The organism is Hymenobacter sedentarius (genome assembly GCF_001507645.1).
GTDB classification, from domain to species: Bacteria; Bacteroidota; Bacteroidia; order Cytophagales; family Hymenobacteraceae; genus Hymenobacter; species Hymenobacter sedentarius.
In genome coordinates this window covers 1,348,390-1,372,674 of the sequence record NZ_CP013909.1, presented here as the reverse complement: position 1 = coordinate 1,372,674, position 24,285 = coordinate 1,348,390, and the positions used below count along the sequence as shown (strand labels likewise).

The 24,285-nt window shown below is 64.4% G+C and carries 17 protein-coding genes and 1 riboswitch; of the genes, 7 read left to right on the top strand and 10 right to left on the bottom strand.

Features of this window, described 5'->3' with window-relative positions; genetic code table 11:
- Positions 1 to 103: 103 nt before the first annotated feature.
- The 5 genes from AUC43_RS05645 to AUC43_RS05625 form a co-directional block, all read right to left on the bottom strand.
- Positions 104 to 1,171 (bottom strand): DUF5074 domain-containing protein, encoded by a 1,068-nt coding sequence (locus AUC43_RS05645; protein WP_068190901.1) that lies wholly within the window; start codon positions 1,169 to 1,171, stop codon positions 104 to 106.
- An 80-nt stretch (positions 1,172 to 1,251) separates the two neighbouring features.
- Positions 1,252 to 3,255 (bottom strand): TonB-dependent receptor, encoded by a 2,004-nt coding sequence (locus tag AUC43_RS05640; protein WP_068190899.1) that lies wholly within the window; start codon positions 3,253 to 3,255, stop codon positions 1,252 to 1,254.
- A 161-nt stretch (positions 3,256 to 3,416) separates the two neighbouring features.
- A riboswitch (cobalamin riboswitch) is annotated at positions 3,417 to 3,643 on the bottom strand.
- 212 nt (positions 3,644 to 3,855) lie between these two features.
- A complete protein-coding gene (locus tag AUC43_RS05635) occupies positions 3,856 to 4,713 on the bottom strand; it encodes a transporter (protein ID WP_082684931.1) in 858 nt (285 codons plus the stop codon).
- A gap of 44 nt (positions 4,714 to 4,757) precedes the next feature.
- A complete protein-coding gene (locus tag AUC43_RS05630) occupies positions 4,758 to 7,217 on the bottom strand; it encodes a TonB-dependent receptor (protein WP_068190894.1) in 2,460 nt (819 codons plus the stop codon).
- 69 nt (positions 7,218 to 7,286) lie between these two features.
- The gene (locus AUC43_RS05625) at positions 7,287 to 8,621 is read right to left on the bottom strand and encodes an Nramp family divalent metal transporter (RefSeq protein WP_068190889.1); all 1,335 of its coding nucleotides are present in this window, start codon (positions 8,619 to 8,621) and stop codon (positions 7,287 to 7,289) included.
- Positions 8,622 to 8,873: 252 nt separating this feature from the next.
- Here AUC43_RS05625 and AUC43_RS05620 point away from each other — a divergent pair, with 252 nt between their 5' ends.
- Positions 8,874 to 9,857: a cation diffusion facilitator family transporter gene (locus AUC43_RS05620; protein WP_068190887.1), complete on the top strand. Its 984-nt coding sequence runs from the start codon at positions 8,874 to 8,876 to the stop codon at positions 9,855 to 9,857.
- 21 nt (positions 9,858 to 9,878) lie between these two features.
- Here the strand turns inward: AUC43_RS05620 and AUC43_RS05615 are convergent, their stop codons facing one another.
- On the bottom strand, positions 9,879 to 11,294 hold the full coding sequence (locus AUC43_RS05615) for a PQQ-dependent sugar dehydrogenase (protein ID WP_068190885.1): 1,416 nt from the start codon (positions 11,292 to 11,294) through the stop codon (positions 9,879 to 9,881).
- Positions 11,295 to 11,431: 137 nt separating this feature from the next.
- Between AUC43_RS05615 and AUC43_RS05610 the strand changes: the two genes are divergently transcribed.
- Positions 11,432 to 11,899, top strand: coding sequence for a GNAT family N-acetyltransferase (locus AUC43_RS05610; protein ID WP_068190883.1), 468 nt, complete (start codon positions 11,432 to 11,434; stop codon positions 11,897 to 11,899).
- Positions 11,900 to 11,902: 3 nt separating this feature from the next.
- Here AUC43_RS05610 and AUC43_RS05605 read toward each other — a convergent pair whose 3' ends face one another.
- The 3 genes from AUC43_RS05605 to AUC43_RS05595 all read right to left on the bottom strand — a co-directional run bounded on the left by AUC43_RS05605 (position 11,903) and on the right by AUC43_RS05595 (position 15,822).
- Positions 11,903 to 12,520, bottom strand: coding sequence for a DNA-3-methyladenine glycosylase (locus AUC43_RS05605; RefSeq protein ID WP_068190881.1), 618 nt, complete (start codon positions 12,518 to 12,520; stop codon positions 11,903 to 11,905).
- A 187-nt stretch (positions 12,521 to 12,707) separates the two neighbouring features.
- A complete protein-coding gene (locus tag AUC43_RS05600; RefSeq protein WP_068190879.1) occupies positions 12,708 to 14,618 on the bottom strand; it encodes a carboxypeptidase-like regulatory domain-containing protein in 1,911 nt (636 codons plus the stop codon).
- A gap of 205 nt (positions 14,619 to 14,823) precedes the next feature.
- Complete coding sequence (locus AUC43_RS05595; protein WP_068190877.1) at positions 14,824 to 15,822, bottom strand: aspartate-semialdehyde dehydrogenase; 999 nt, start codon at positions 15,820 to 15,822, stop codon at positions 14,824 to 14,826.
- Between the two features lie 238 nt (positions 15,823 to 16,060).
- Here AUC43_RS05595 and AUC43_RS05590 point away from each other — a divergent pair, with 238 nt between their 5' ends.
- From AUC43_RS05590 to AUC43_RS05570, 5 genes are all read left to right on the top strand, one after another.
- Positions 16,061 to 18,628 carry a lamin tail domain-containing protein gene (locus tag AUC43_RS05590; protein WP_068190875.1) on the top strand — a complete coding sequence of 856 codons (2,568 nt, stop codon included), beginning with the start codon at positions 16,061 to 16,063 and terminating at the stop codon, positions 18,626 to 18,628.
- 233 nt (positions 18,629 to 18,861) lie between these two features.
- Positions 18,862 to 20,406, top strand: a complete 1,545-nt coding sequence (locus tag AUC43_RS05585; protein WP_068190873.1) for a DUF1800 domain-containing protein — start codon at positions 18,862 to 18,864, stop codon at positions 20,404 to 20,406.
- A 213-nt stretch (positions 20,407 to 20,619) separates the two neighbouring features.
- Positions 20,620 to 21,834, top strand: coding sequence for a DUF1501 domain-containing protein (locus AUC43_RS05580; RefSeq protein ID WP_068190871.1), 1,215 nt, complete (start codon positions 20,620 to 20,622; stop codon positions 21,832 to 21,834).
- Between the two features lie 107 nt (positions 21,835 to 21,941).
- A complete protein-coding gene (locus tag AUC43_RS05575; protein WP_068190868.1) occupies positions 21,942 to 22,355 on the top strand; it encodes an SPW repeat domain-containing protein in 414 nt (137 codons plus the stop codon).
- A gap of 144 nt (positions 22,356 to 22,499) precedes the next feature.
- Positions 22,500 to 23,261: an energy transducer TonB gene (locus AUC43_RS05570; RefSeq protein WP_157780944.1), complete on the top strand. Its 762-nt coding sequence runs from the start codon at positions 22,500 to 22,502 to the stop codon at positions 23,259 to 23,261.
- A 20-nt stretch (positions 23,262 to 23,281) separates the two neighbouring features.
- On the opposite strand, the gene AUC43_RS05565 is transcribed toward AUC43_RS05570, so the two are convergent.
- Positions 23,282 to 24,040, bottom strand: coding sequence for an alpha/beta fold hydrolase (locus AUC43_RS05565; RefSeq protein ID WP_157780943.1), 759 nt, complete (start codon positions 24,038 to 24,040; stop codon positions 23,282 to 23,284).
- Between the last annotated feature and the right edge of the window lie 245 nt (positions 24,041 to 24,285).

The following is a 24,285-nucleotide window of genomic DNA, read 5'->3' as shown; positions in this document are numbered from 1 at the left end:
CCCGGCTCAACATTGAGCCGGGGCTTTTTGATTCTATAAATTACCGTTCGGCTCCCCTCTCTTTTGGAGAGGGGCTGGGGGTGAGGTTCCCAACGCTCAGGTCCTAGTAGAACAAAAACCCGTTTGGCCCAACCTTCACATCGAAGGAATCAATAGCGGCGCCGGAGGCCTGGTAGCGAATGAAGCGGCCGTTGCTGTTATAGCTGGGCGAAATGCCGCCGAAAACGGTGTTGTCGCGCGGGTCGATGGCAAAGCCCGAGAAGCTGCGGCGGATAAAAGGGGCCGTGGGCAAGGCCGTAGCGGCGGTGCTCATTTGATATTCGGCGCCGCCAAAGCTGTAGTAAAGCTGGTCTTTGGCGAGGTTGATGCGCAGCTTGCTGGGGCCGGACGTGGCCGGAAACGTGAGTTTGAACTGCGTGGCCGGGCTGCCGGGGCTGAAGCGGACGAGGGCACCGTTGGAAACGCGGGCCGTGTAGGGTGGCGCACTCAGGTACGTTACGAAGCCCGAGCAGAGCACCCAGATGTTGCCGTCCTTATCGGCCACCATGTTCGAGGGCCCATCGGCCACGGTGATGGTGGAGGAAAGGGTGCCGCTGGCCTCGTCTATTACCGAAATGGTGTTGTCCAGGCTGTTGGGCACGTAAATACGGCCTCCCAGCGCCAGTGGCTGCTCGGGGTTGCGGCCCACCGTCACGCGGCTGGCCACGGTGTTGGTGCCCAGGTCGAGAATGCTGAGCACGCCGGGCAGATAGCCGGTGTAGGGCCCGCGCCACTCCGTGACATAGCCGCGGGTGGCGGAGGTGGAAGTGAAGTAGCGCGGCTGGTCGAGCCCGGCAATGGTGCCGGCAGTTTTGAAATCGGGCAGGTTTACCACTTCAATTTTCTTGGAGGCATTGACTACGATGTAGCCGCGGCTGCCCTGCACGCCCATGTTCTGCACCACGTCGCCCAGCTTGGCGCCGTTGTTGGCACTGCCAAAAGCATCGAGGGTGACGGCTTTGGTAGCTTTATCGAATACGCTAACGGCCCCATCGCCGGCCCCAAACTGGCCTTCGCTGAGGATGAACACGCCGGTAGTGGCGGCCGGGGCGGGTGTATCAGTGGCACGCTGGGGGTCGCAAGCGGCCAGCACGGCCAGCGCCGCAAGGAAGGGGACAAACTGTTTTTTCATAAAATGACGTTGCCGGCCCGGCCGGCAGATGGGGTAAAAAAATTAGGTAGAGGAAGTAAGTAGGAGACTTTTCGAGCGCATCAACGCCAGCCCAACCGCAGGCTGGCGCTCAGGGCGCGGGGCGGGGCCGGCCGGCCCGGGTAGCTGTCGTAGGCAAGGTTGAGCAGGTTGGTGCCATGCAGCAGCACGAGTAGGCTGGTGCCGGCCGGCCCACGCAATGTGCGCCCCAGCGTGGCGCCCAGCAGGCCCGTAGCCGGCAAATAATCGGTGCCCGAGGCGTTGATGTAGCGGAAGCTGGTGAAGACCAAGGTGCCGCTCAGCAGCCAGCCCCGCCAGCGGTGGTCGGTACTGACGCTGGCCTGATGCCGCGGCACAAACGCCAGCTGGACGCCCACCGGGTCGGAATCGGCGGCCGAGCCCTGGATTTTGCGGGTATCGGTGAAATGATAGGCCAGCTGCACGCCGCCCGCGTAGCGACGTCGGCGCAGGTGCAGCGCGGTGCTGGCTTCCAGGCCCTGGCTGCGCACTTGGCGCAGGTTGCGCGGGCTCCAGATGCCGGTGTTGGCGCAGGGCAGCCACTGCACCCAGTCGTCCACGTCTTGCCGGAAGGCGGTCAACTCCGTTTCCAGCGCGGCGCCGGGGTGCAGCGCCACGCGGTGGCGCAGTCCGGCCTCGTAGCCCAAGCCCGATTCGGGGCGCAGCAAGGGGTTGCCGCCGGGCAGCCAGTACCGCTCATTGAGGGTGGGCGCACGGTAGCTGCGGGCCGCGCTGGCCTTAAGAGTGACTGAGTGGCTGAGCGACTGAGTGAGGGTATCTATGGGAGCCATTAGCAGGTCCCACTCCACGCCCACGGTGGGGGTGAGCGGGGCCAGGCCAGCGGGCAGCGCTGCCTGGCGCAGGTTGGCCGAAAGGCGCAGCGCTGGGCGGGGGTCGTAGCGCAGCAAGGCGAAGGCGGCCGCGCGGTTTTCGGCCACTGGCTCGGTGCCGTAGCCGCCCACCAGCGCGGCGAAGTGCTGGGCTTCGGCGCCCAGCCGCAGGCTGCCGCGGGCGCCCAGGGCGGCGGTGTGCTCGGCCTGGACCTGGGTGGTGCGCACGCGGGAGTTGCTCGGGGCGCCGCCGTCGCGGTAGTTGAGCACGTCTTCAAACCAGGCGCCGCGCACGGCCCACTGCTGCCGCGCGGCCACGTGCCGGTAGCCGAGCACCAGGCGGCGGCTTTGGTCGCGCTCGCGGGCCTGGCTGCCCGCCACGTTCACGCCCGACTGGATTTCGCGGTCGGCATCGGTGAGCCAGGCGGCGGCGGTGAGCTCCCCCGCCAAGCCCACGCGCCAGGCCACGTTGGGGCTGAAACTCCACTGGTGGCGCAGGGCGGCGTTTTGCAGGGTATAGCGCACGGGGCCGCGGGCTTCGCGCAGCACGTAGGAGTAGTTGTTCTGGGCCTGGCGGTAGCTGGCGGCCACGCGCACGGCCACGGCCGCGGTGGCAGTGTGGGCTTCGAGGCTGCCGCCGGCCAGCCCAAAACTGCCGGCATCGGCCTGCGCGCTGCCCCGGAAGCCCGGGCGCCAATCGGGGTCGGTATTGAGGAGGACGGCGCCGCCCACGGCCCCACTGCCGTAGAGCGCCGCGGCCGGGCCGGGCTGCACCGCCACCCGCGTGGTGGCACCCACCGGCAGCAAAGAGAAGTCGTTTTGGCCCAGGGTGGGCAGCATGATGTTGAGCCCGTTCCAGAGCACGGCGGTGTGCTGGGCTGAGGTGCCACGCAGGGCAATAGTGGCCAGCTGGCCGGGGCCGTAGCTCTTCATGGCCAGTGGGGTGCGAGCCTGCAGCACGTCGGCCAGGGTGGCACCGCGGTACTGGGCCAGCACCGCCGAATCCAGCTCAATTTTTTGGCTGCCGACGGCAAACCGCTCAGGGCCCACGGCCCGCACCCGCACTTCGCCGAGTCGGTGCTGTCGGCGGCTGAGTTGGGCTGAATCGAGGGGAGCAGCGGCGCCAGCGGGCAGCTGCTGGGCACGGGCGGCTCCCAGCCCCAGTAAGACCAGCAGGCCGCTGCGGAGGCTAGCCCAACCAAATAAAAAACAACGCATCCGAATCAAATTTTCGATGAAGAAAATTCGATTCAAAACCCGTCGCCGCTTGCTTCAATTTGAAGAAAATGGCGGCCGGGCCGAGGCCGAAAAACAGTTGATAAACCAGCGGCCCGGGAGCCGCTGCTGTTCTCTTTCTCCATTCGTCCTCCGCGAATGCTGAACCTGTGAATGCCCGGGCAGGTCTCCTGGCTTGCTTCGCCGAGTGGGCCGCCTTCCCATCCAATTGAGTTGGTTTTCAAAGCGAAAACCAACCGTGAACAGTGGCGTGCGGGGCCCACCCCGATGTGAAGCGTACAGTTGCGGGGACAGCTCCGGCCTTGAACCGGATTCCCTTTTCAGCCGCGCCCCGCGATTGGGGGTTGGCACCTTGGCGGGGCAAAGATACGTGAAGACAGTTGGCAGTTAATAGTGAGCAGTTATCAGTGAGCAATACAATAAGAACGTCATGTCGAGCGCAGCCGAGGCATCTCGCGTGCAGCAGTAATCCAATCGATTGAGTTACTACCACACGCGAGATGCCTCGGCTGCGCTCGGCATGACGTTCCTTCTTCGGACTGCCCACTGTTCACTGATAACTGCTCACTGATAACTATCCTTCTACCGGCGCAGGGTGAAGCCCACGAAATACTCGTGGTCAATCTGCCGGTCCAGGGCTAGGTGGGTGCCGGCGTCGACCTGGAAGTTCTCGGTGATGTTGAAGATGGGCGCCAGGTTCACGGAGCTTTGCCACTGGTGCTGCAGCGAGTTCCACTGAGTCACGCCCTCGGCCAGCAGGCTCAGCTTTTTGGTGAATTCGTAGTCGAAGGCCAGCGAAGGCGCCAGGCGCAGGAAGTGCTGCGCCTCTTCGCGGTCGTAGTTCAGGTCCGATTCAATCTGGGCTTCCAGGGTCCATTTTTTGCTCAGCCCCACGTTCATCGGCACTATCAGGCCGTATTCGGCGGCGCCGTTGCCGACAGCTCCACCGGTGGGCAGGCGCACAAAGGCCACCGTGGCCAGCGCCACCGGCACTTTCTGGTCGTTGCCCAGCCAGTTGTGCTTGAGCCGGATGGCCATGTCGCCAAACCCCGAGTTGCGGTCCTGCCACGCGTCGGCGCTGGCAGCCTGCTGTTTGGCAATGGCGTAGAGCGGCACTTCGGCCTGAATGTCGGTGCGGCGGCTCAGGCCGAACTTCACGTTGCTATAGGCCACGTGCAGGTCGCGGGTGCGGGTATCCTGGCCCGAGCCGCTGTTTATCAGCCGCAAGCCATCGACTTCGACCTGGGCGTGCCCGGCATCGACGGTGAAGGGGCTTTCGGTCACGCCGGGGCGGTCGGGCTGCAGCTCGCGCAGGCGGGTGCGGGGCACCGGCTGGCGCCAGCTGAAGTGGGCCGAATCGTAGGGCGAGGGCTTGGGCGTTTCCTGGGCCCAGCTGAGCGCGGGCAGCGCGCACAACAGGCAAGCGAAAAGGTGTTTCATGGCCGCTTGTACGCGCGGGCGGCACTTTTAGCTCAACTTCAGACCTAAAACGGCACTACCACTTTCACGCCCACGTTGCGGCCGGGGTTGTAGATGCCCGCGCGGCCGTTGGGCGCGGCGGCGTAGTACTCAAAGTATTTCAGGCGGTTGAGGTGGGCCTGGTAGGCGGCATCGAACACGTTATCGACCTGCACAAAAAGTTGGGCTACCGGCCGGCCGACGCGGCTGGTCCAGGTGGTGCCGGCGCCCAGGCCCAGCAGCGCGTAGCCGGGCGTGGCGGTTTCGGTGTTGTCGAGGGCGTAGAAGCGGGTTTGGCGGGCGCTGCCGTCCACGGTGGCCCGGAAGTAGGTGCCCGTGAGGCGGCCCAAGGTGGCGGGCAGGGTGGCGCGCGCTTCGGAGCGGCCGCGCAGCGGCGGAATAAGGGGCAGGTAGCGGGCGGCCGCGCCCTGGCGCTCGAGCACGCCGACGTCGGCGTTCTGGCCGTTTACCACGGCCACGCTGGTGTTCCAGGCCAGCCAGGGCAGGGCGGCGGGGCGCAGGTTCAGGCTGGCTTCGAGGCCGTAGAGGCGGGCGGCCGACTGCTGGAACTGGTAGGTGGTGTTGCCGGGCACGATGACCACCGGCTGCCCCGCCGCATCGAGCAGCCGGGCCTGGTAAATGAAGTTCTGCACGTAGTTGTGAAACACTTCCACGCTGGCGTCGAGGGTGGGCTGGTGCCAGAGCACGCCCACGTCCTGCTGCCAGCTGAACTCGGGCTGGAAGCCGCGGTTGCCCAGGTACACGATGTGCGCGCCGGGGTCGAGGCCGTTGGAGCCGATTTCGGGGATATTGGGCGCGCGGTAGCCGCGGGCCAGGTTGGCGCGCAGGGTGAGCTGCTCGGTGGCCACGAAGCTCGCGCCCAGGCTGGCCGACACCCCCTGGTAGCGCTGCCGAAACGCCGGAAACTGCGGGGCCACGCCGCTCGTGCCGGGGCCTGCTTTGGCATCAAACCCCGTGGCGGGGTTGGGCGCCACGAAGAAGTCGTTCCAGCTCACGAGCCGGGTGTCGTAGCGCAGGCCGCCGCTCAGCTCCAGCTGGCCCAGGGGCTTTTTCAGGAGCAGAAACCCGCCCGCGTCCAGCAGGTTGTAGTCGGGGATGGGGAAATCGGTGGCGTTCTGGTGGCGGTTGAGCTGGCCCATGCCATTGTTGCCCAGGCTTATCTGCAGGCCACGCCAGTCCGGCAGGTGGTAGCGCACGTCGTAGGTGTAGGTGGTGAGGCGCAGGGCCAGGCCGGGCTGAGCCGGGGCCGTGGGGTGGTTGAACTCCTCGCGGCTGTTTTGCTGGGCGCCCAGCAGCAGGTGCAGCTCGCCGCCGCCCAGGTGCACCTGCGTTTTGGTGAACACCCGGTAGTGGCGGATGCGCTGGTGCAGGGCCCCGATGGCATAGGAGCGCAGCTCATCATCAGTCACCAAGGGCCGGTGCTTGACGTCATCCAGCTTGTTTTCGACCACCTGCCGGGTGAAGTGGCGGCTGAGCGAGTCGCGGCTGCCATCGGGGATTTCCTGCAGGTTGTCGTAGAGCGTGAGGTACCAGTGCGAGCTGCCCCAGTCCTTGCTCACGCCGGCCATGCCCGTGAGGGTCAGCTCCCGGAAGCCGGTGTTGTACACCCGGCCATCCACGCGGTTGTGGTAGTCGCGGGCGAGGCGGTGGCTGGCCCGGAAGCTGGTCTGGAAGCCGTTTTTCTGATAATTCAGACCCAGCGACTGCCCCACCAGTCCGTTGTTCGATTGGTATTCGGTGAGGGCTTCGCCGCGCAGCTGGCCCTGGGGGCCGCTGGGCAGGGCAGGCAGCAGGTTTACCACGCCGGCCACGGCATCGGAGCCGTAGAGCAGGCTGGCGGGCCCTTTCACTACCTCCACCCGCTCGATGTCGTAGCCATCGACTTCCACTCCGTGCTCGTCGCCCCACTGCTGGCCTTCCTGACGCAGGCCGTTGTAGAGGGTCAGCACACGGTTGTAGCCCAGGCCCCGGATGAAGGGCTTCGACACGTTGGGGCCGGTGGTGACGGCGCTCAGACCGGGAATGCCGCGCACGGCCGCGTCGATGACGTTGGTGTTGGCGTTCAGGCTGATTTCGCGGCGGCTGAGCGTGGCGATGGGCACGGGGCTGCGCCGGATTTCGGTGGCGCGCGACACGCCCGTCACCACCACTTCGGTGAGCGCGGCCGCGGCGGCTGCCAGCGTGAGCGGCACCTCCAGGGTTTGGCCCACGGCAAGGGTGGCGTTGTGCGTGCGGCTGGCGTAGCCCACCGCGCTGGCCACCAGCCGCACTTGGCCGGCGGGCACATTGGGCAGCAGGAAATTTCCTTCCGTATCGGCCGTGACGCCCTGGCCGCTGGCAGGCAGCGCTACGCTAGCAAACGGTACGGGCCGGCGCTGCTCGTCGCGCACGGTGCCGCTGAGCGTACCCGTTTGGGCCAGCAGCAACTGCGGAAACATCAAAAAAAGCAGTAGGATGCGTTTCATAACCCATGATTCAAACAGCTATAATTCAGATGAATAATTAATACACCATAGTATAGAGCAGCCGCCGGCTTACCGGCCCGTGGCCATTTGCCAGAGCAAAAACACGTTCAGCGAGATGATGACCGCCGACACCGTCCAGGCCAGCACCCGCACCACGGGGTGGTTCACAAACACGCCCATCTTGGCCCGGCTGCTGGTGAAAAGCACCAGCGGCACCACCGCGAAGCTGAGCTGCATGGACAAAATCACCTGGCTGAGCACCAGCAGCTTGCCGGTGCCCTTTTCCCCGTAAATCAGCGTCACGATTAGGGCCGGTACCACGGCCACCAGCCGCGTGATAAGCCGCCGCAGCCAGGGCGGCAGCTTCCAGTCCAGGAAGCCTTCCATCACAATCTGCCCGGCCAGCGTGCCGGTCAGGGTGGAGTTCTGGCCCGAGGCGAGCAGGGCAATGGCAAACAGCGCGCTGGCTGCCCCCGCCCCGAGCACCGGCGTGAGCAGCTGGTGCGCGTCGGCGATGTCGGCCACGTTGTCGTGCCCTTTGCCGTGGAAGGCCGCCGCCGCGGTCACAAGGATGGCCGCGTTCACGAAAAACGCCAGAAACAACGCCACCGTCGAGTCGATGGTGGCGAACTTGATGGCCATGCGCTTGCCGGGCTCGGTCTGCTCAATCTGCCGGGTTTGCACGATGCTGGAGTGCAGGTACAGGTTGTGCGGCATCACCGTAGCGCCCAGGATGCCGATGGCCACGTAGAGCATGCCGGGGTTGGTAACCACCTGCGGCTGCGGCACCAGGCCGTGCGCCAGGGCCACCCAATCGGGCCGCGACACTATGATTTCGTAGGCGAAGCAGCCAAAAATCAGCACCGTGAGGCCCGCCACTAGGCTTTCAATGATGCGGAAGCCCTTGTTCTGGAAGTACAGCACCACCAGCACGTCGAGGGTGGTGAGCACCACGCCCCAGGCCAGAGGCAGCCCAAACAGCAGGTTGAGGGCAATGGCCGAGCCAATGACTTCGGCCAGGTCGCAGGCGGCAATGGCCACCTCGCACAACACCCACAGCATCAGGCTCACGGGCCGCGAGTAATGGTCGCGACAGGCCTGGGCTAGGTCGCGCCCGGTCACGATGCCCAGCTTGGCGGCCAGGTGCTGCAGCAGCATGGCAAACAAGTTGGAAATCAGCACCACCGACAGCAGCGTGTAGCCGTAGCGCGAGCCGCCGGCCAGGTCGGTGGCCCAGTTGCCGGGGTCCATGTAGCCCACGGCCACCATCAGGCCGGGGCCCCAGAAGGCCATCAGCTTGCGCCAGAACGAGGCATCGGTCTTCGGCACCCGGATGCTGGCGTACACCTCACTCAGGGAATTGCCGCGGCGGGCGTGCCGCCAGCCGCTCTCGGGCGCGGGCATCTTGGGTTGAGTTGTAGTGGATGGAGGCACGGATGAGTATTGATTCTGAATAAAGATACGCAATTTTTAGGGCAACCTAAAAATATTTTTCGACTGCCTTAAATACATAATATTTACAAAAAGGTTTCGCTTAGGCTCCTGGTTTTTACCGAGCGCCCAGCGACCCGGCCCGCCGTGGCTGCCAGGCGTCGGGCGGCCGCTACGGTGGCGCTCGCCGCGGGCTGCCGACCTTTGCCCGGAAATTCGATTTGCATGACGCCTTCCCAAACCAAACGCCGCCTCGGCCTGCTTTCCCTTGTGGTGAGCGCCGGGCTCGTGGCCGTGAAGTTTTACGCCTACCACCTCACCCGCTCGCAGGCCGTGCTCACCGATGCGCTTGAGAGCATCATTAATGTGTTTACCAGCGGCTTTGCGCTGTATAGCCTCTACCTGGCCGGCCTGCCCAAGGACGAAAACCACCCCTACGGCCACGGCAAGGTGGAGTACCTGTCCATCGGCTTTGAGGGGGCGCTGATTTTTATTGCCGGCGTCTTCATCCTCTACAATTCGACGCTGAGCCTGCTGCACCCGCACCCGGTGGCCCGGCCCGACTGGGGCGTGGCGCTGCTGGCCAGCACCGCCGTCGTGAACCTGGGCGTGGGCCTGCTGCTGGTGCGCACCGGCCGGCAGCTGAAATCAGTGGCCCTCATCGGCGACGGCCAGCACCTGTACATCGACGCGCTTACGTCCATTGTGTCGTCGGGGGCGCTGGTGCTGGTGGCCCTCACCGGCTTCGTGCGCTTCGACTCCGGGGCGGCGCTGCTGCTAGGCGGCTTCATTCTGGTGAACGGTGGGCGCATGCTGCGGCACGCCGTGTCGGGCCTGATGGACGAGACCGATACCGCCACGGTGGCCGAGGTGATTGCCGAGCTGCAGGCCCAGCGCCGGACGTCCTGGATTGACGTGCACAACCTGCGCGTGCAGCGCTACGGCTCCAACCTGCACATCGACTGCCACATGCAGATGCCCTACTACTTCACCCTGGAGCAGGTGCACACCCAAGTGCACGACATTGAGGAGCTCATCCGGTCGCGCTTCGATGTGGAGGTGGAAATGTTCGTCCACGCCGACCCCTGCACGTTTGCGGCGTGCTCGCTGTGCCTCATGCCCGACTGCCCCGTGCGCCAGCACCCGTTCCGACACGAAGTAGAATGGAACCTGCGCAATGCCGTGAAAAACGAGCGCCACCACCTGTAGCGCGTTGAGCTGAAAATTGGGCTACTCTACCACCAGCTTGCGGGTGAGGCTGCCCGCGGGGCCGTCGGCCTGCACCAGGTAGCTGCCGGGGCGCAGCGTGGCCAGCTCCAGCGTGGCCACGGGGCCGGTGGGCCGAAACGTGAGCAGGGTGCGGCCCAGCAGGTCGCGCACGGTGAGGCGGGTGGTGGGGCCGGGCAGCTGCACGGTGGCCTGGCGGCGGGCCGGGTTGGGGAACAGCTCGAAGGCAAAGCCTGAGGCGGTGGGCCGGGTGGCGGTGGCCACGTACGCCCGGTTTTCGAGCACCAGAATCCGGTCGTCGGTGGCGGCAGGGCTGCCGCGGCCGTCGCGGTTGCTGGTGCCGATGTACACCCGGCCCTGCGGCGACACGCAGATGGCGCGCAGCCGGCCAAAGCCGGACAGGAAATCGGTGCGGTTAGTGATGGCGTTGCCGGTGGCATCAAGGGTCAGCTGGGTGAGCTTGCTGTTTTTGAGCACGGCCAGCAGCAGGCTGCCGCGCCAGCCGGGAATGGCGGGGTGGTCGTAGTACGTGAGGCCGGCCGGGGCAATGGTGGGCGTCCAGGTGGTGAGGGGCTCGCGCACGTTGTTGGCGCTACAAAAGGTCAGCTCGGCGGGCAGGTTGCAGTTGCCCTCCACGTTGGGCCAGCCGTAGTTGCGGCCCACCTCAATCTTGTTGATTTCGTCGTCGTTGCTGGGGCCATGCTCCGAGCTGTAGATGCGGCCATCGGGCAGCTGCACCAGGCCCTGCGGGTTGCGGTGGCCCAGGGTATAGAGGCGGTTGCCGGCGATGGGGTTATTGGCCGGGATGGTGCCGTCGAAGTTGAGCCGGAGGATTTTACCGTTGAGCGAGGCCGGGTTCTGGGCTTCCGACGTTTGCTGTGCGTCGCCGGTGGTCATGAGCAGGGTGTGGTCGGGCAGCACGAGCAGGCGGGAGCCGCTGTGCGTAGTGGTGGCCGTGATGTTGCCGAGCAGCACCTGCGGACTGCCCAGTCCCCCGCTGCTGGTGTAGGTGTAGCGCACCAGCTTTTCCTTCAGCACGCCTTGGTCCGTGTAGTTGTACACCACAAACACCCAGTAGGTAGCGGCCTGTGGCACGGCCGCCGGGAAGGGCTCCGTCACGGCCAGGCCCAGCAGGCCGCTCTCGCCGGTTTCGGTCACGTCGGATACGGTGAGCAGCGGCAGCACCTGGCCGGTGGCCGGGTCCACGCGGCTGATGCGGCCGCCACGCTCGGTCATCCAGATGAAATTGTCCGGCCCCCACACCAGCTCCCAGACGGTGCTCAGGTTCGTGACCAGGGCCGAGGCAGTGACGGTGGTCGCGCCCACCGGGAAGGTGGTCAGGGCCGGGGCCTGGGCGCACGCCGTGAGCGGCAGCCCCACGGCCCAAAAGGCCAGCAATGCGTTGCGTAGAAATTTCATGGCAATAGGCAAAAGGTTAATCCCGAGAAACTTGCTCTGATGAATCAACAAACGAAACCCCAAACCGTTCGGATGCTACCGGGCCGGCCGCGGGCTGTTTTTGTAGCTTGCGGGCGCATTCATCATATCCCCTGCTCATGTCTGCCATCTTCACCGCAACCCACCCTTCCGGCTACGTGCTCAGCACCGAGCTCGCCCGGCTCGACATCGCCGCCGTTCACCACTGGCTGAGCGTGGAGTCGTACTGGGGCCGGCACATGCCCCTCGACACCCTGGAGCGCGCCATTGCCAACTCCCTCAATTTCGGCGTGTATGCGCCCGATGGCCGCCTCGCCGCCTTTTGCCGTGTGGTAACGGACAAGGCTACGTTTGCCTGGCTTTGCGACGTATTCGTGCTGCCCGAGTTCCGGGGCCTGGGCCTTTCTAAATGGATGGTGGGCCAAATGCTGACCCATCCCGACCTGCAAAACCTGCGCCGCCACCTGCTCGCCACCTTCGACGCCCACACGCTCTACCAACGTTTCGGCTACGAGCCCATCGACCGCCCCGAGCGCTGGCTTGAAATCAAGCACCCCAACCCCTACCCCGCCCCTGAACAGAGCTAGCGGTTATTTCGCCGGGCTGGTCCACTGGCTGTTGCGCAGCCGGAAGCGCCACGGCAGCTCCGCCGCTTCCGGGCCGGCGTATTCCAGCCCAACCCGGGCGCTGGCTATTATATGGGCTGGGGCTACTTCCTCGCCGTGGTCTTCGAACCAGAGCACCTCGCCGGTAACGGCCAGGCCGGTGAGCGCCGTGGTGATGCCCAGGGCTTGGCTCAGCACGCCGGGGCCGGCGGTGAGGGCGCGCTTGGCGGTGGGCAGGCCGCGCCGTCGCAGCATTTCAGGAATGCCGATAGCGGGCTCCACGGCACGAATCAGCACCGCATCGGGGTGCGTAGCATCGTGGGTGGCGATGTTGAACAGCGCGTAGCGGTTGTAAACGGTGTAGATATAGGCGTGGCCGCCGGGTACGTGCAGGCCTTGGGCTTGCAGTCGCTTGCGCTGTAGGTGCAGCGTCAGCGAGTGGTCGCCTTCGTGCCGGTAAGCTTCGGTTTCGACAATACGGCCGGCCGTGACCACGCCGTCAATGTTGGTGTATAAGTGCTTGCCCAATAAGTCTTGGGCAATACGCAGCACATCAGGCCTCTGAAAAAAGGTGGCGGGTAACTTCTGGGATCTACTGGCCATAGACGCAGGTTAAAATACCAATTGTTACTTCCTTACGCAGCTCGCTGTAGAGATGCGACACTTCGCGTCTCGACGTTGAACGATGACGGCTTAACGAGCCCCACATGGCGCAGTCCCGGAGACGCGAAGTGTCGCGTCTCTACATCGTGATGTACGCTGTCCATCAAGAACCTGCAACTGACAACTGCTAACGCAACCGGTAGAGCAGTCCGAAGTTGAACAGCCAGCGGTTGGGCTGCCAGGGTACGGCAGAGGTCAGCTGCTCGTTTACTTGCAGGCTTACATCGGGGCTGGGCAAGGTGATGGCGGCGGAGCTACGGGTTAGAAAGAAGCCGCTTTCCTCGTTCACTTGCAGTTGGGTGCGGTTGCGGAGTGGCCACAAGTAGCCCAGGTCGGCCACCAGCTCAATTTTGTGGCTCAACTCCAGGCCCAGGCCCAACTTGGGCTGGAGGGCATCGGCCACGGACTGCACCTGCAAGCTCAACTCGTGGGCCGTGAGGGTGGTACCGGCCACGGAAACGCCACCGGTAGCATTATCAAAACTACCCAAAGTGCGGGCTACGGTTTGGCGCGTGTAAGAAAGGCCCGCGCGGCCGTATAGGGGCCGGTGGCGGGGGTTGAGGTTGTGCTCGTAGCTCAGGCCGGCTTCCCAGCCCTCACCGGCGAACTGCCGGAACACGTGCCGCGTGGCCAGGCGCACGGCCAATGCGGGCGTTACATCAAACTGATATTCCGCGCTCCACCAGCCGGTGAGGGCCTGCGCTGCTACGTTGGTGGTGGCTTGGGCCCGAAAGCTGGAGCCGGCCGGGGCAAAGCTCAGGCCCAGGCCCGCAGCGGGCACCGCCAGTGGCCACGCCCCTGCCGAAGCCCCATACCGAATGCGGCTGAGCCACTGCATGGCGGGCCGTGCGGGCGCCTGGGCGGCCGCGGCCGGCACGGCGGCGGGGTGGCGAAACAACGAATCGGCCCGTTGCTGGCGCTGCTGGTCGAGCAGGGCTTGCTGCACGGCCTCAGGTGGCAGCAGGGTGGTGTGGCTTTGCCAGAACGCCGAGTCGTAGGGCACGGCGTTGTTCAGGAACACGTCGTAGTACTGCGCCCGCTCCAGGTAGGGGGGCCGCGGGGCCTGGGCCGTGTCAATGGCCGTAGTCAGGAATTCGCCGAAGTACTGGAGCGGCTCGCCCACCGGCGGGCGGTAGCGGGTTTGCCACCACACGGTTTTCAAATGCCAGCGCCCGGCGTAGGGCTGGTAGGCCACGCGCAGGGCCCGGGCATCGGCCCGGTGAATGCCGACACGCAGGCCGGCGGGCGTGTAGTGCCACTCGGCCCCCAGAAAGGTGTAGCTGTCCTGGTCGATGTACATGCGGCCGGCAAAATCGGCGCGGCGGTTGCCGGGCTTCGGCGCGAAGGTGACGACGTACACCGGCCGGTCGGCGTAGGTGCTGCCGGGCGCGAGGCGGTAGTCGTAGTCGCGGAAGTGGGCCGGGTCGATGAACTGCGCGCGGCGGTGCACAAAATCAGCACGGTGCGCGATAAACGGCCCCCCGGCCCAGTCTATCTGCACCGGCGCGTGCGGCCGCAGGTCCACCTTGCGCGACTGCTGAATCTGCACGTCGCCGTCGTCGGCCCGCTGCTGGTAGGGCGCCTTAAACACCGTGAGCAAGCCCTCGACGAGGTAGCGCGGCCGGCCGGCCGGGTCGTTGTCGGACTCGCGGTAGAAGCCCGTGAGGCGGGTGGGCCGCGTGGGGTAGTTGCGCGGAATGCGCGCCACGGCTTCCCGCACAATGCCCACCACCGACGCCGTGACCTGCACCTCGCCCAGCGCGGCCGGGCTGAGTCGCAGCTCAATGTGCAGCTCCGGGCCGGGCAGCGGCGGTAGCGCCTGGCTGAATTTGCGGTAGCCCAACAGCGCCACTTCCAGTTGCTCCTGCTGGTATTGGGCCGGAATGCTCAGCGCAAAGCGTCCTTCCTCGTTCGTGCTCGTGCCGATGCGGTTGCCGGCCACCCCCACCTGCGCGTTGGGAATGGGCTGATGGGTTTCGGCATCCAGCACCCGGCCGCGCAGCACCACGGGCCCTTGCGCCCAGGCAGCGGAGGACATTAGCACCAACCAAATACTCAGTAGCCACCGCATGCCTAGCGCTTGAAAATAGTCCGCAAAGAAAGAGCGTCATGCTGAGCGTAGCCGAAACATCTCTACCCGAGTAGTAAACCAATCACAAGGATTACTTACGCAGTAGAGATGCTTCGGCTGCGCTCAGCATGACGTTCTATGAAAACGTTTCGACTAGTTTCGCCCCAAAAAATCAGCTCACCGGCTCCAGCTTTCCTACTAGGTACTCGGCAATTTGCACGGCGTTGGTGGCGGCGCCTTTGCGCAGGTTGTCGGCCACTACCCACATGTTGAGGGTGCGGGGCTGGGTTTCGTCGCGGCGCAGGCGGCCCACCAGCACGGCGTCTTTGCCGTGGCTGTCTTTGGGCATGGGGTATTGGTTCTGGCTGGGGTCGTCCACTACTTCCACGCCGGGCGTGCGGGCCAGGATTTCGCGCACCTCGGCCAGGTCAAACTCCTTTTCAAACTCCACGTTCACGGCCTCGGAGTGGCCGCCCATCACGGGGATGCGCACGCAGGTGGCCGTCACGCGGATGTTGTCGTCGCCCATAATTTTCTTGGTCTCGTTCACCATCTTCAGCTCCTCCTTGGTGTAGCCATTGGGCTCAAACACGTCGATGTGGGGCAGCACGTTCAGGTCGATGGGGTGCGGGTAGGCGGGGTTGCTGGCGGTTTGGCCGGCGCGCTCCTCCATGAGCTGATCCACGGCTTTTTTGCCGGTGCCGGTCACGCTCTGGTAGGTGCTCACCACAATGCGCTGCACCTTGTAGGCCTTGTGTAGCTCGTTGAGGGCCACCACCAACTGAATGGTGGAGCAGTTGGGATTGGCAATGATTTTGTCGTCGGCCGTGAGGGTGTCGGCGTTCAGCTCGGGCACCACCAGCTTCTTGGTGGGGTCCATGCGCCAGGCCGAGGAGTTGTCGATAACGGTGGTGCCCACGGCGGCAAAGCGCGGGGCATGCTCCTTGCTCACCGAGCCGCCCGCCGAGAAAATGGCGATGTCGGGCCGGGCCGCAATGGCGTCATCCATGCTCACCACGGGGAATTTTTTGCCCAAAAATTCAACCAACTGGCCCACCGATTTGGCCGAAGCCACGGGCAATAGTTCAGTAAGGGGAAACTGGCGCTCGGCCAGCACTTTCAGCAGCTCGGTGCCAACCAGGCCGGTGGCACCCACAATTGCGAGTTTCATAGAATATCCAAAAAGATAAAAGCCAACGCCACAGCCGGGCGCAGAAGTACAAATGTCGCCATAATTGGGCTACTTTCGGTGCCCCGCTCGCAGCTTTTGCTCCCCTACCGGGTTGCCTAACCCGCAAATAGGCAGGCGATAGAGGCATCCTTTGCCGCCCCGGCTGCCGTGCCCAGGCCCTTGCTCTTTCCTTTTTCTACCCCGTCGTTTGAAATACCTTTTCCTATCACTCCTGCTTTTGCCTGGCCTGGCAAAGGCCCAGCTGCGCGACGACTTCGCCGATAGCAATTTCACCGCCAACCCCGCTTGGACCGGCGACGCCACCAGTTTTCAGGTTACCGCCCAGCAGTTGCAAAGCAACGGCCCGGCCGTAACCGGCTCCCAGATTCAGCTCAGCACGCCCAGCCGGGCCAGTACCGGCACAGTGTGGGAGTTTTGGGCCAATCTGCGGCTGGCCACCAGCTCCGGCAACCTCGCCGATGTATGGCTCATGGCCTCCCAAAGTGACCTGAAGAACCCCAGCAACACGGGCTACTTCGTGCGCCTCGGCGGCAGCGACGACGAAGTGAGCCTGTTCCGGAAAGACTCGACCCGCGCCGCCGTGCCGGTCATCGACGGCCTCAACGGCACCCTGGCCAGCACTAACAACAACCTGGTGCGCGTGCGCGTGACCCGCAGCCCGGCCAACCGCTGGACCCTGGAGCGCGACCTCACCGGCGGCCGCACCTTCGTGGCCGAGGCCGCCCAGCCCACCGACGCCACCTATCAGCGCAGCGTAGCGTTCGGTGTGTCGCTGCTCTACTCCGCGGCCAACAACCGCAACTTCTACTTCGACGATTTTGCCGTGACCGATGCCACCGCGCCGCTCCTGCTGCGGGCCGTACCCCTGGATTCGCGCCGGCTCGATGTCGCCTTCAACGAAGCCGTGGCCCCAGCCAGCGCCACCACCCCGGCCAACTACCGCCTGCAAAGCGGCGCCGTGCCCACAGCGGCCATAGTTCTGCCCAACAACCCGGCCGTGGTGCGCCTCACCTTCGGCGCCGATTTCGCGCCTTCCAATGTTATCGAAGTCCGCAACGTGGCCGACCTCTACGGCAATGTGGCCGCTGGCCCGCTCACGGCCGCATTTGTTGGCCCGCCGGTAGCGCCACAGGTGGGCGACTTGGTTATCAGTGAAATATTTGCCGATGAAACGCCGCAGGTGGGCCTGCCGCTGTCTGAGTACCTGGAAATTTACAACCGCAGCGCCACCAAAACCCTGAGCCTGGGCGGCGTGCGGCTGGGCAAAGGCGGTACCGTCACCGTGGCTATCTTTCCCGATACCGCCCGGCTGCTGCCCGGCCAGTACGCCGTGGTGTGCGGCAGCACCCGCACGCCGCAATTTGCCAGCTACGGCAAAGTCTACGGCCTCACCAACTTCCCCGCGCTCAACAACAGCGGCGACCAACTGGTACTGCGCGGACGCGACGGCCGCACGCTGTTTGAAGTTACGTATGCTGATAGCTGGTACCGCGACGCCCGCAAAAAAGACGGTGGCTGGAGCCTGGAAATGATAGACGCCAGCAACTACTGCGCCGGCGCCGACAACTGGACCGCTAGCACCGACGCCAGCGGCGGCACGCCCGGCCGGCTCAATTCCGTGCGCGCCGCCCACCCCGATGCCGTCGCCCCGGCCCTGCTGCGCGCCGTGGCGCTCACGCCCACCACCGTACGGGCGTATTTCTCGGAAAAGCTGGACAGCATCACAGCCGCCATTATGGGCCGCTATTCGCTGGCTGCACCCAGCCCAACCATTGTACGGGCCGCGCCCCTGGGGCCTGATTTCCGGCAGGTGGACCTCACGCTGAGCGCGCCGCTGCAGCCCAGCCGCCCTACCACACTGGCCGTGCAGCTGGCCACCGACTGTGCCGGCAATGCCAGTGGCCCATTGCAGTCGGCTCCGCTTGCCCTGCCCGAAGCGGCCGTGACCGGCGACGTAGTGCTGAACGAGCTGCTATTCAACCCGCGCGTGGGCGGCGTCCGGTTTGTGGAAATCCTGAATCGCAGCAACAAATTCATCGACCTGCAAGGCTGGCAGATTGGCAATCTCAAACCCGACGGCAGCGTCGACGCCGATGTGCTCAGCACCGGCCCGCTCCTGGTGGCCCCCGGGCAGCTGCTGGCCTTCAGCACAAGCAGCAGCATTCTGCAAGCACAATATCCAACGGGCAGCGACGCTGCCAACCTGGTACAGCTGGCCAGCCTGCCCACCTTCCCGGACGCAGGCACAGCCTTGCTGTTCGACAGCCGCGGCCAGGAAATCGACCGATTTGCTTACAATAAAAACCTGCACCTGAGTTTGCTGGCTTCTCAAGAAGGCGTGTCATTGGAGCGCATCCGGGCCAGTGGGCCCAGCCTGGGCAGCAACTTCCATTCGGCGGCTGGGGCCGTGGGCTATGCCACGCCCGGCCGGCCCAACTCGCAAGCCCAGGACACGCCCGGCGGCAACCAGGAGCTCACCGTAGAACCCGAAGTCTTTACCCCCGACGACGATGGCCAGCAGGATTTCGCCACCCTCACCTACCACCTCGACCAGCCCGGCTACGCCGCCTCCGTAACGGTATACGATGCCCTGGGGCGCCTCACGCGCCGCCTCGTGCGCAACGAAACCCTGCCCACAACCGGCTTTCTGCAATGGGACGGCCTCGATGACCACGGCCACAAAGCCGCCGTGGGCTACTATATTTTGCTGGTTGAGCTGTTCAAGGCCAGCAGCGGTGAGAAGCGCGAGTACAAGAAGACTGTAGTGCTTGGCGCAAGATTTTAGACGCAGCTGTCTTTGCGAGGCCGTAGGACGTGGCATCTGGCATGGAGCAGCAATTAAAATCGACTGTCATGCAGAGCGCAGCGAAGCATCTTCTCACGTTCGAACCAATCGTTCCGCGGTGATAAGATGCTTCGCTGCGCTCTGCATGACAAAAGGCCTCAGCATGACGGTCACGTGCCTCCTCGCAATGACAGCGCGTTAAACCCCCGCGTCTGTTTCGCATCTCAGAAGGCATGAACAGCACGCTGCAACTTCAGCATCTTTACTGGCGGGCCGGGTTTGGGCCGCGGCCGCAGGAGCTGGCCGCTGGCCTCAGCCCCCGCAAAGCCCTGCGGCAGCTGCTGCACGATTCGGAGAAGTACGAGCCGCTGACCGGCCCCGGCCTGAGCTACACCGAGCCCCAGGGCATGGTGATGGCCGAACCCACGATGGCCAAAAAACCAGTGCCGGACGGCACCGTCACCACCCCGCCCGACCAGCCGCTGGCGCCCCTGCCGCCGCGCTCGGCGCTGCGTGGCGGTGGCATCGCGGCCGGCGTGCCCCGCCTGCGCCGCGCCGACCTCACCCCCGAACAGCGCAAAATGCAGAACCTGGGCATCCGCGATGCCTTCGAGAACTTGACCACGGCCTGGATGGACCGCATGGCCACTTCGCCGGCGCAGCTGCGCGAGAAAATGACGCTGTTCTGGCACGGGCACTTTGCCTGCCGCGTGCGCCAGCCCAACGCCGCCCTCAGCCTGCACAACACCACGCGCCGCCACGCGCTGGGCAAATTCCCGGACCTGCTGCTGGCTGTGAGCCAGGAGCCGGCCATGCTGCAGTTCCTCAACAACCAGCAGAACCGCAAGCAGCACCCCAACGAAAACTTCGCCCGCGAAGTGATGGAGCTCTTTACCCTAGGCCGCGGTCACTACACCGAGCAGGACGTGAAAGAAGCCGCCCGCGCCTTCACCGGCTGGGGCTACGACTACGAGGGCAACTTCAAATTTCGGGAGCGTGAGCACGACGCCGGCGCCAAAACCTTCCTGGGCACCACCGGCAACCTCACCGGCGAAGACGTGCTGCAGCTCATCCTAAAGCAGCCGGCAGCCGCTACGTTTTTGGTCACCAAAGTCTACCGCTTCTTTGTGAACGACGTGCCCAACCCGGCCCACATCGAGCCCCTAGCTAACGCCTTCTGCAAGAGTGGTTACGACATTGCTGACCTGATGGAGCGACTGTTTTCGGCCGACTGGTTTTATGAGCCGGCCAATGTGGGCACGCACATCAAGTCGCCGGTGGAGCTGCTGGCGGGCATCCGCCGCACGCTAAGCGTGCAAATCGACAAGGACTGGCCGCTGCTGGGCTACCAGAAAGCCCTGGGCCAAACCTTGTTTCAGCCGCCCAATGTGGCGGGCTGGCCCGGCGGCCGCAACTGGATAGATTCATCGTCGCTGCTGCTGCGCCTGCAGCTGCCGGCCATCCTGTTCAAAAACGCCGAGTTTGCCGTGGCGCTCAAGCAGGATGAAAACGACATCGCGCCCAACCTCAGCAAGGCCGAGCGCACCGTGCGGCCCGGTGCGGGCGCCCACCTGCCCCTGGCGCCGCTGCAGCAGCTGCTCGGGGCCACGCCCGCCCCGCAGCAGCCCGCGAAGCTGAGCGCCTTTCTGCTGCAAACCGCCATTCGCCCTGAAAACCTGCAGTTGGTGCAGCAAGCCGCGCAGCAAAAGGAGCCCGCGCAGGCCCTGCGCGCCACGCTTGTGAGCCTGTTGAGCCTGCCCGAATACCAATTGGCGTAAGTAAACAACTCCCCTCCTTAGCTAAGGAGGGGATGTTCGAACCGAAGGTTCGGACGGGGGTGGTTGGATTCGTTGCACGATACCCGAACGATTAACACGCGAGCTGTTCTACGCCCACAACCACCCCAGCTGCCGCTTCGCGCCAGCATCCCCTCCTTGGTAAGGAGGGGAGTCTGAAGTTCATTCAATCGTCTTATCGCTATCATATCAATTATGGCATCCACCCGCCGCGACTTCCTCCGCACCTCTGCCCTGGCCAGCTCCTTGTTGCTGGTGCCCAAGTTTTTGCACGCACTCGACCGGGGGCCGGGCTTAGCTCAACTGAGCGATGCGCCTGGTGCGCGGCGCCTCATTGTAGTGCAGCTCAGCGGGGGCAATGACGGCCTGAACACTGTCATTCCTTTCCGGAACGATTTGTACTATAAGGCCCGGCCCACGCTCGGCATTAAGGAAACCGAGGGAATTCTGGCGATGGAGAAGGACCTGGGCCTGCACCCGGCGCTAAAGGGCCTGAAGGGACTCTACGACCAGGGCCACCTGGCCGTGCTCAACTCGGTAGGCTACCCCAACCCCGACCGGTCGCACTTCCGCTCCATGGACATCTGGCAGAGCGGCTCGAGTGCCGACCAGGTGGTGAGTACCGGCTGGCTTGGCCGCTACCTCGACTCGAATTGCCCCGACTGCCAGCGCCCCTACAACGCCCTGGAAGTAGACGACACCCTGAGCTTGGCCCTAAAAGGCAGCCAGCGCAAGGGCCTGGCCCTGAAGAACCCCGGCAAATTCCATCAGCTCAAACAGAACCGCTTGCTGGCCAAGGTGAGCCAGGAAACCACGCCGGTGCACCAAGAGCAGGTAGATTACCTCTACAAGACCCTGGCCGAAACCGCTTCCTCGGCCGACTATCTGTACGAGAAGTCGAAAATCTACAAGTCCGGCGTGGCTTACCCGAACTCTGATTTCGGCAAAAACCTGAAGACCACGGCCGAGCTGATTAACTCCGGCGTGGAGTCGCGGGTGTATTACCTGGCCTTATCCGGCTTCGACACCCACGTGCGGCAGCACGAGCAGCAGCGCCTGTTCACCGACCTCGGCGACGGCCTCGCGGCCCTGGCCGATGACTTGAAACAGCACAACCAGTGGGCCAACACCGTGGTGCTGGTGTTCTCGGAATTTGGCCGGCGCGTGGGCCAGAATGCCAGCAACGGCACCGACCACGGCACCGCCAACAACGTGTTTTTGCTGGGCGGCGCTCTCCAGAAAAAAGGCGTGCTCAACGATGCCCCGGATTTGGCCAACCTCGACCAGGGCGACCTGCGTCACCAAGTGGATTTTCGCAGCATCTACGCCACCCTGCTCAAAGACTGGCTCGGGGCCGACGACGCGGCCATCCTGGGTACCGGTTTCGGCCGGCTGAGCGGGCTGGTATAAGGCAGGCAGGGAAGGCAGAAAGGCCTTTATTTGTAGCTCAGGCATATCGTTTGGCACGGGCAGGTCGTAAACGAAGGCATGTTCTACCCGTTTGATTATTGCCTGCTATGAAGCCCATTTCGCCCAAGGTGCACGGCGTGCTCGATTATGCCACCTGCGCCTTTTTTGCCCTGGCGCCGTCCTTGTTCAACCTGCACGGCGCCTACGCCACCGTTTGCTACGTGCTGGCGGGCGGCTACCTCGTCTTATCGCTGCTTACGAGCATGCCGCTGGGGCTGCTGCGTGTCATCCCGTTTCCGGTGCACGGCAAGCTGGAGCTGGTCAGCGGCCTGGTATTTCTGGCCTCGCCCTGGCTGTTTGGCTTTGCCGATGACAGCCCAACGGCCCGCAACCTGTTCATCGCCATTGGCTTGGTTACGCTGGTGGTGTATTTCCTCACCGATTGGGCTGGCCAAACGCAGGATGCCGGCCACGGCCGCACCATGCCCGAAGCGGGCGCCCGGCCGCACGGCGCTACGTAAAGGCATCCCTCTCTATTGAGCGGTATCTAGCCCGGCCTTCTCCTCACGGAGGCCGGGCATTTTTGTATACCATTATATGCTAGCTTGCGGAGCTAACCCTCATTATCTACCCTAATGAAAAAGCTGTTTACCAGACTTTTTACCATGAGTGCGCTGCTTCTGGCGGCAGCCTCCACCGTTTCGGCCCAGGATGCGGTGCCATCGGCCGCGTACGATGGTCCGCGCTTCCCGGGTGGCCCCGATTCTTTGCGGACCTTCGTTTACCGCAGCACCCGGCTGGCTGCACCGGCTTCCGATAGGCAGCTGGTGGCGCAGTTTGAGCTAAAAGGGGGCCAGCAGCCCCAGAATTTCAAGCTCCTGCCTCCGCCCAGGCCGTTTAAAGCGCCGCTTATCAAAGCAGGCACCGCGGCCCTTGGCCCACTGCAGGCCAAGATGCCCAACTGGGCCCCCGGCACCCCCGACCCCAAGGCCACCGCCGAACCCAAAATCTTCCTGCCGCTGGATGTTAGCCGGCCCCTGGCCAGCCTCCCCTACGCGTATGCCGACACCAACCCGGTGTTTCCCGATGCCGTCGCGCTGGTACCGGTTTCCCAGACGCTTTCGGCCCTGGACTACTCCTCGCACAGCCTGCAGCACTATATTCAACGAAGCACCCGCTACCCCGCGGCGGCCTTGCGCCAAGGCCAGCAGGGCGTGGTATACGCTTACTTCGAGGTAGCCGAAACGGGCGCAATCGAGCACACCGAAATAGTGGGCACGGCCGGCGATGCGCTTGACAACGAAGTACTACGGGCCCTGAAAACACTGCCCGCGGCTACCAAACCAGCCATGCTGCAAGGCCGGCCGGTGCGCGTATTCTACGTGGTGCCCCTCACCTTCAAAATGATGATGCGCGGCGGAGCGTAGCAGCCCCGCGGCTACGCTCACTAGTCGAACGCCGCTTGCACCAGCTGGCGCACGGCCCGGCGGGTATCGGCGGGCCGCTCCACAAAGCCGAGGTGGCCCACGTTGGCCAGCCAGAGCACGGTGCTGTGGTCGGGCAGCAGGCTTTCCTCGTGCGTTTTTTCGGGTGGCACGGCTTTGTCTTCCTTCCCGGCGATAAACAGCACCGGATAGGTGGCCTTTTCGAGCACCGGGCGGCGGTCGGGGCGCTGGCCCATGGCCTCCAGCCCCGCCAAGGCCACGGCCTGGGGCACCGCCGCAGCCAGGGTCTTGAGTTGGGCCAAGTGGTGGGCCATCGATTCGCGGTGCTCGGCAGCAAACTGGGGCTGCAAAAACTCTTCGGCGAAGGCGGCCACGCCGTGCTCCTCAATAAAAGCGCGATTGCGGCCGCGGCGTTCCCGGTCCTGGTCGGTGTCGGGCAGGGATGAGGAGTGAAACAGGCCGAGGCCGGCAACCAGGCCGGGATATTTTTCGGCAAAGGCCAGGGCCACGTAGCCGCCCATGCTATGGCCCACCAGTACGGCGTGCCCGGCCCCGGCCCCTTCCAGCGCGGCGCGCACGGCATCGGCGGCGGCTTCCAGGGAGTAAGCTTCTTCGGGTGTGTCCTGGCCATCGTAGCCCGGCAAGGCGGGCGTCAGCACGTGGCAGTCGGCGAAATGTTCGCCGATGAATTCGGCCCAGATGGCCGGACTCTCGAGGTAGCCGTGCAGAAAAACCACTACCGGCCGGGATGTAGTGCTCATAGGCACCGCCATACGCGCCGGCTGGCGCTATCGTTTATCAGCTGGGCAGCGCGCGTCTCTTAAAAATCAACTCCTGATTACAGGAAAGCAGCGCCTTACAGCCCAATAACCGATGCGTGCCAGCTACTTGCCAATTCCCTTTGTCGGCAATTCAAATAAAGGGTTTTCTTGAGCCAACCGGCTGAAAACGGCTTCTACGTAGCCGCTCATTTCGACGACTCAATTTCCCAATTTGTTGGGCTGAC

Bases quoted from the DNA above. Each gene is read 5' to 3' on its own strand.
- AUC43_RS05565 (WP_157780943.1), bottom strand. From the start codon at position 24,040: ATGAGCACTACATCCCGGCCGGTAGTGGTTTTTCTGCACGGCTACCTC.
- AUC43_RS05575 (WP_068190868.1), top strand. From the start codon at position 21,942: ATGAAGCCCATTTCGCCCAAGGTGCACGGCGTGCTCGATTATGCCACC.
- AUC43_RS05645 (WP_068190901.1), bottom strand. From the start codon at position 1,171: ATGAAAAAACAGTTTGTCCCCTTCCTTGCGGCGCTGGCCGTGCTGGCC.
- AUC43_RS05595 (WP_068190877.1), bottom strand. From the start codon at position 15,822: ATGAAACTCGCAATTGTGGGTGCCACCGGCCTGGTTGGCACCGAGCTG.
- AUC43_RS05600 (WP_068190879.1), bottom strand. From the start codon at position 14,618: ATGTCCTCCGCTGCCTGGGCGCAAGGGCCCGTGGTGCTGCGCGGCCGG.
- AUC43_RS05625 (WP_068190889.1), bottom strand. From the start codon at position 8,621: ATGCCCGCGCCCGAGAGCGGCTGGCGGCACGCCCGCCGCGGCAATTCC.
- AUC43_RS05615 (WP_068190885.1), bottom strand. From the start codon at position 11,294: ATGAAATTTCTACGCAACGCATTGCTGGCCTTTTGGGCCGTGGGGCTG.
- AUC43_RS05630 (WP_068190894.1), bottom strand. From the start codon at position 7,217: ATGAAACGCATCCTACTGCTTTTTTTGATGTTTCCGCAGTTGCTGCTG.
- AUC43_RS05610 (WP_068190883.1), top strand. From the start codon at position 11,432: ATGTCTGCCATCTTCACCGCAACCCACCCTTCCGGCTACGTGCTCAGC.
- AUC43_RS05620 (WP_068190887.1), top strand. From the start codon at position 8,874: ATGACGCCTTCCCAAACCAAACGCCGCCTCGGCCTGCTTTCCCTTGTG.
- AUC43_RS05580 (WP_068190871.1), top strand. From the start codon at position 20,620: ATGGCATCCACCCGCCGCGACTTCCTCCGCACCTCTGCCCTGGCCAGC.
- AUC43_RS05605 (WP_068190881.1), bottom strand. From the start codon at position 12,520: ATGGCCAGTAGATCCCAGAAGTTACCCGCCACCTTTTTTCAGAGGCCT.
- AUC43_RS05635 (WP_082684931.1), bottom strand. From the start codon at position 4,713: ATGAAACACCTTTTCGCTTGCCTGTTGTGCGCGCTGCCCGCGCTCAGC.
- AUC43_RS05585 (WP_068190873.1), top strand. From the start codon at position 18,862: ATGAACAGCACGCTGCAACTTCAGCATCTTTACTGGCGGGCCGGGTTT.
- AUC43_RS05570 (WP_157780944.1), top strand. From the start codon at position 22,500: ATGAGTGCGCTGCTTCTGGCGGCAGCCTCCACCGTTTCGGCCCAGGAT.
- AUC43_RS05640 (WP_068190899.1), bottom strand. From the start codon at position 3,255: ATGCGTTGTTTTTTATTTGGTTGGGCTAGCCTCCGCAGCGGCCTGCTG.